Annotated in this window: 1 protein-coding gene and 1 pseudogene; one reads left to right on the forward strand and one right to left on the reverse strand. The window is 68.8% G+C overall.

Annotated features, from left to right (window positions below):
- Positions 1-150: 150 nt before the first annotated feature.
- Positions 151-699, reverse strand: a complete 549-nt coding sequence (locus ACGF5C_RS34955) for a pyruvoyl-dependent arginine decarboxylase (RefSeq protein ID WP_195076285.1) — start codon at positions 697-699, stop codon at positions 151-153.
- Between the two features lie 200 nt (positions 700-899).
- Here ACGF5C_RS34955 and ACGF5C_RS34960 point away from each other — a divergent pair.
- A pseudogene (locus tag ACGF5C_RS34960) lies at positions 900-1,166 on the forward strand (hypothetical protein); the annotation flags it as partial.

A 1,166-nucleotide genomic window follows, 5' to 3' on the forward strand; every position in this document is an offset into this window, starting at 1 on the left:
GCAGCACTTGCCGGGCGATCGCGCGCGCTCGCAGCGGTCCGAAGGCCTGCTCGGAGAGGTCGTGGAAGAGGTCGATCTCGGCGTCCGCGATCGCCGCCTCGATGGTGATCTCGACGCCCGGCCACGACGCCCCGGTTCCGAGGGCACCGCTCACGGACGATCCCAGCCGCTGGCCCGGTAGGCGGCCAGCACCAGCGCACACGTGTCGCGCCCGTCGGCGCGCGCCGCGACGGTGGCGGTGTGGACCGGGCCGAAGCGCCCCGGCCGTGCGGCGGTCATATCGGCGAGGCTGGCGTTGATGAGATCCTCGACCTGCCCGGTCGTTTCGGCGGCGTGTTCCACGAACAGGCCCGCGCCGGAGCCGTCCGCACACAGGGTCCAGCCGATCCCGGCGGCCGCGGTGGCGCCGGGCGATCGCGCGTGCCCGAGGGCGTAGACGCAGTAGAGACGATCGCCCCAGCCGATCCGCTGGCGCACCCGCGCCGTCCGCCGCACCTGCGCCCGGGGCGGGATCACCGAGGATAATCGGATCAGATTCGCCTCTCCCACACCGAGTTCGCACAGGGCCGCGTCGAAGGCGGCCACCTCGGTAGCGCCCGTTCCCGTCGCCGTGCCGATCTCGATGGTCAGCGTCGCAGGTCCCTCGCGATCGCGATCACGGCGGCCGAGTGGGTCGAGCGAAGTATGAGTTGTGCGCATCGTGTTCGATCCTTCCCGGGCTCACCAGTGTTGCATTTTGCAGGGCGATGTTTCTCTAAATTCTTCCTTCGAAGAGTGGCAGATCGACCCGATGCGCGCCGCGCGGGCGGCGGACTGGCCCCGGAGATGCACTGGGGCGCGCTACGATCCGGGCACATCGTGACCCGGTCGACCGCTGGTCTTTCCGACAGGAGATCCGTATGCAGCCGCTAGCTCAGCCACCGCACCGGTTCGATTCAGCGGCGGCGGTGCTGGGGTCGGATCAGCTCCGACTCGATGCCGCGCCCGTCGATTACGCCTTGGTCGCCGTGTATTTCGTCTTCGTACTCGGAATCGGACTGATGGCCCGCGCACGGGTCTCCTCGAGTATCGATTTCTTCTTGTCGGGTCGTTCGCTGCCGGCGTGGGTGACCGGTCTGGCCTTCATCTCCGCGAATCTCGGTGCGGTCGAGATCATGGGCATGTCG

The sequence above is a fragment of the Micromonospora sp. NPDC047620 genome (assembly GCF_043205005.1).
In the GTDB taxonomy this organism is placed as follows: domain Bacteria; phylum Actinomycetota; class Actinomycetes; order Mycobacteriales; family Micromonosporaceae; genus Micromonospora.